Consider the following 5,503-nt stretch of genomic DNA (forward strand, 5'->3'; position numbering starts at 1 on the left):
GGCTGGAGTTTCAGGTGGTTATTATAATGATTCCATCTATCTTGGCAGCGTTACTTTAGCAGATAATACTTCCACTTATGGTGTTGGAGGTATTTATGTGGAGAATACCGATGATGTCACTCTGGAAGTAGTAAATTGCATTATCTGGGACAATGATGGGACACCGCAAGTGCCCACTGGAACGGATATTGAGATCACCTACAGTGATGTAGAAGGATTAAATACAGGTACTGGTAATATCAATACTGATCCTGAATTTGAACTATCATTTTCTTATCCACTGGAATATTATAGTCCTTGTATAAATAAAGGTAATGATGACAGCGATTATGATGATCCTGATGGTTCTGTGGCTGATATGGGCTGGAACCCTTATGAACATGATATATATAAATGGGCAGCCAGTGCCAGCTCACGAGTATATATATGGAAATGCTTCCCAAACTTGCCTCTTGATCATAGTAGCTATACTGAAAACGAAGGATGGGATATTGATGTGGATGAAGCATGGGAGAACTGGAATCCTGATCCTACTGGATTAAATTCATGGTATAAAGATGCTACTGCTGTTAATGGGACATATATAAATCAAGTTTGGACATGGACTCCAAATACATACCAGGTTTGCAGTTATAAAGGATATAAAATACAGCGAACCGGGACTGGATTTCCGGTGATGTTTTCCAGAGGATTACTTTGTGAAGCTGATGTTGAGTTAGTTACTACTACGACAGGTGAAGACTGGTTAGGCTACTTTTTACCATCTACTCAGAAAGTTCTGGATGCCTTCCCCAGTGATGTAGCAGATGATGCCATTAAAATCTGGACACAAGACTGGTGCATCAGTAGAAGCACAACCAGCGATCCCTGGACAGGTACTCCTGCTTCCTGTACCTTGCATTATATGGATGCCGTAATGATAACCACGGTTGACAATGATTACAGATTTGAATGGGAAACTCCTGCGCGAGAAGAGGAACTCGGTTACCGTCCGGTAGCAGAGCATTTTACTTTTGTGGATGAGATAGATTATCAGCCTGTATATGTGTATTTTGAGGCAGATAATCTGCCGCAGGAAGTGGCAGTATATGTGAATGATGTCTGCAAGGGTGCACAGGTAGTGGAAGATACAATCAGTCAGATCTGTGCTTATATCCTGGAAGAAGATGAGGGTGAAGAAATAGAATTTGCCTTCTGGTATGATGATCGCAGTGAGATCGAGCGCTGTAACAGCTATCTGGTATTTAATGAAGATAGCGGGGAATATGAGCAGCAAAGTTTACTGACCGGTACTCCGGGAATACATTATGAGGTATCCTTTAAAGGCGGATATGAAGAAGTCATTCCAGTAGATCATAATCTGCTTTGCTATCCTAATCCATTCAATCCGGAACTGACCATTTCATTTAATCTGGAAGAAACTCGTTTGGTAAAGCTGGATGTGTATAATATCAGAGGCCAGAAAGTGAAAAGTCTGGCTGCTGAGACCTTCCGACCAGATGACTATAATATAGTCTGGAAGGGAGATGATAATGCCGGCAATAAGGTGAGTAGCGGAGTGTATTACATCAGATTGCAGGTAGGAGAAGAAATAGTAAACCGGAAAGTGATATTGATGAAATAACGTGACTCGAGACTCGTAATTCGAAACTCGATAAAGCCTGGCGCCCTTCGGGGCGTCAGGTTAATATAAAAGGATATGATTATGAAAAAAGCATTTCTGATTTGGGCATTTTTACTGATTTGTATATTACAGGGGACAACAATTATTGTGGATATTGAAGGTGCAGGTAATTATTTATCGATTCAAGAAGGGATCAATGCCAGTACAAATGGAGATACTGTGCTGGTATATCCGGGCAGGTATTATGAGAATATTGATTATAATGGTAAGGAAATTACAGTTGCCAGTTTGGAATTAACCACCGGTAACAGGGATTATGTTCATAACACAATTATTGATGGTAATCAGAATAGCTGTTGCGTTGCACTTCATAATAATGAAGGAGAGGGTACTATATTGAGGGGATTTACGATAACAAATGGAATTGGTTATCAAGATCCCTATGGAAGATTTGGAGGAGGTATCTATTCTTATGAAACAAGTTTCAGCCTGATAAATTGTTTAATAGAACAAAATAGAGGAATAATTGGAGGAGGAATATTTATTGATGGTGGTAATGTATATTTAGAAGGAAATACTATCAGGTGTAACACTGCAGATATGTATGGTGGGGGATTGATGAGTTGTCATTTAACATCCTATATAACTTTTTCTGAAGATAATAGAAATAACTTTTATTATAATATTGCTATTACGGGAAATGATATTTACAACTCTATAGATGATAATGGATTACTGACAGATGTAGTGGTTGATACATTTACTGTAACTGAGCCTTTTGGGTATGAATTCTATCAGGGAGAAGGCAATTGTGAAAACCAGAGCTATGATACAAGATTTGAAATGCTGCATTCAAAGAGAGAGAGGGTATATACGGATATGTATATTTCTCCGGATGGCAATGATGAAAACAGTGGCGTAACACCAGAAGAACCTCTACAGACCATAAATCAGGCATTACACTTCATTACTGCAGATGAAGATAATCCACTTACAATCCACCTGGAAAATGGAGTTTACTCAACGGAATTAAATAATCAAATATTTCCAGTAATATTAAGATCTCATGTATCAATAATTGGAGAGTCAGTTGAGAATACAATAATTGAATTAGATGGGATTGATCAGAGTTTTGCAATTGATCTAATGAGTGATTTAGGATATGAAATAAAGAACCTGACAATTACTAATGGCTATGCAAATGGTATGACAAACCTTTGGGCAAGGATAATCAATATAGATAATACTTCTTCATCAGTAAATCCAATATTACTGGAAAATTTACGGATACTTGACAATCAATACATGCAATTATTTATGATAAGTACAGCTAATGCGACAATGCGGAATATCATTTTCGAGAATAATATCTATTATCCTACATCTGATATCCTGCGTAATTATATGAATAATCATGGTTTCGATTGTACTGTCTTAATGGAAAACTGCATAAGCAAAAATAATCATGCCGGTGGTTTATGCTTAGATTCAGCAGGAACCAATCAAGGCGCACATAACTTTAATATTGTAAATTGCGAATTCAGTGATAATGAATTTCATAACAACTATACTGACTATACTGTGGGTATATCTGTGTTTTGTATTGATAAATATAACCTGAATGTGATTAACAGTACCTTTGCAGGAAATGTATTTGATGGAGTTTATGTAGAAAATGCACCACTCAGATTGGCTTATGACATTGAGGCAGAGATCATGAATACCATAATCTATGATAATGAAACGGCATATTCAATTATTCTTCGTGGGAATAACACTTTAGGAATACCGGTTGTAGATGTACATCACAGCATAATTGAGGATGGAATTGATGGAGTATATATTGAGGGATTTGGTATCCTGAACTGGGATGAAGATACAATTAGTGAAGAAGATCCATTATTTATGTATGAAGGTGAATATCCCTATAAACTGCAAGAAGGTTCCCTGGCAATAGATGCAGGTTCTTTGGAATTACCGGAGGGTGTGGTTTTACCTGAATATGATCTGGCAGGCAATCTGCGAATAAGAGGAAATGGCATAGATATAGGTGCTTATGAATATAACCCCTTCAGCAATCCAGTGCATGAAGATGAGTTGGAATATTCTAATTTGAATTATTATCCAAATCCAGTGAGAATAAGTGAGGGCAGGGGAGCAGTGATCATCAATTATACTGGATTGATGCAGGTAGAGGATTATCAGATAGGGATATATAACATCAAAGGGCAAAAAGTGTGGGGCTCTGAATTAAAAAGAGGCTATAGCGGTATCAGATGGGATTGCTGTAATGATAATGGCGATAAAGTGGCAGCTGGAGTATATTTCCTGCGTCTTTCAAAAGATGGAGAATATCTGGAGCAGGGGAAATTGACTGTGGTGAAATAAGAGGGAATGGGAAATTAATTGTGATGAAAACCATTTTATTAGTAGTTGGCATTCTATTGATCTGTTTATTATTAGGCAGAATTATCTTTGCAGATTTTATGGGATCAGATGATAGAAAATCAAATGAAGCATTAAATAAAAATCATGAACCAGATACATATTCGTGGCAACAAGGAAATCATACCAGGGTATATTTATGGAGATGTTTCCCGAAATTGCCATTTCCAACTGATGTGCCAAAAAATGAAGGGCGAGAAATAGACGTAGATTTAGCGTGGGAGAATTGGAATCCTGATCCTACAGGATTATATGCATGGTATGAATCATCTACTTATGATGTTCATGGAACGTATACTAATAATGTATGGGGATGGACTCCACCTAATTACCAGGTTTGCAGTCAAAGAGGATACAAAATGCAGCGAACCGGAACTGGATACCCAGTTATGTTTTCCAGAGGATTACTTTGTGAAGCAAATGTTGAGTTAGTTACTACTACGACAGATGAAGACTGGTTAGGCTACTTTTTGCCATCTACTCAGAAAGTTCTGGATGCCTTTCCCAGTGATGTAGCAGATGATGCCATAAAAATCTGGACACAGGACTGGTGCATCAGTAGAAGCACAACCAGCGATCCTTGGACAGGTACTCCTGCTTCCTGTACCCTGCATTATATGGATGCCGTAATGATAACCACGGTTGACAATGATTACAGATTTGAATGGGAAACTCCTGCGCGTGAAGAGGAACTCGGTTACCGTCCGGTAGCAGAGCATTTTACTTTTGTGGATGAGATAGATTATCAGCCTGTATATGCGTATTTTGAAGAAGAAAATCTGCCGCAGGAAGTTGCTATTTATGTGAATGATGTCTGCAAGGGTGCACAGGTTGTGGAAGATACAATCAGTCAGATCTGTGCTTATATCCTGGAAGAAGATGAGGGTGAAGAAATAGAATTTGCCTTCTGGTATGATGATCGCAGTGAGATCGAGCGTTGTAACAGCTATTCAGTATTTGATGAAGATGCCGATGTATTCAGGCAACAGAGTTTACTGACCGGTACTCCGGGAATACATTATGAGGTATCCTTTAAAGGCGGATATGAAGAAGTCATTCCTGTAGATCATAACCTGCTTTGCTATCCTAATCCTTTTAATCCAGAACTGACCATTTCATTCAATCTGGAAGCACAAAAGGAAGTAAAACTGGATATTTACAACGTGAAAGGTCAAAAAGTGAAAAGCCTGGCTGCTGAGACCTTCCGTCCTGATGATTATAATATAGTCTGGAAGGGAGACGATAACGCCGGCAATAAGGTGAGTAGCGGAGTGTATTACATCCGATTGCAGGTAGGAGAAGAAATAGTAAACCGGAAAGTGATATTGATGAAATAATTCGTGAGACGTATATTTCTGGGAACTACGAGCTCCAGCTCGTATCATTATGAATAACGCCTGCTAATTAAAGAAACCGGGAACTACAGTGAATAGC

Annotated in this window: 3 protein-coding genes; all 3 read left to right on the forward strand. The window is 38.4% G+C overall.

Annotated elements, in window-relative coordinates:
• Window positions 1-1,624 (forward strand): T9SS type A sorting domain-containing protein (locus RAO94_07980; protein ID MDP8322274.1); only part of this gene is annotated, 1,624 nt, incomplete at its 5' end.
• A gap of 81 nt (window positions 1,625-1,705) precedes the next feature.
• Window positions 1,706-4,012, forward strand: a complete 2,307-nt coding sequence (locus RAO94_07985) for a choice-of-anchor Q domain-containing protein (GenBank protein ID MDP8322275.1) — start codon at window positions 1,706-1,708, stop codon at window positions 4,010-4,012.
• Between the two features lie 23 nt (window positions 4,013-4,035).
• Window positions 4,036-5,406, forward strand: coding sequence for a T9SS type A sorting domain-containing protein (locus RAO94_07990; protein MDP8322276.1), 1,371 nt, complete (start codon window positions 4,036-4,038; stop codon window positions 5,404-5,406).
• The last annotated feature ends 97 nt before the right edge of the window (window positions 5,407-5,503 follow it).

The organism is Candidatus Stygibacter australis (genome assembly GCA_030765845.1).
GTDB lineage: Bacteria > Cloacimonadota > Cloacimonadia > Cloacimonadales > TCS61 > Stygibacter > Stygibacter australis.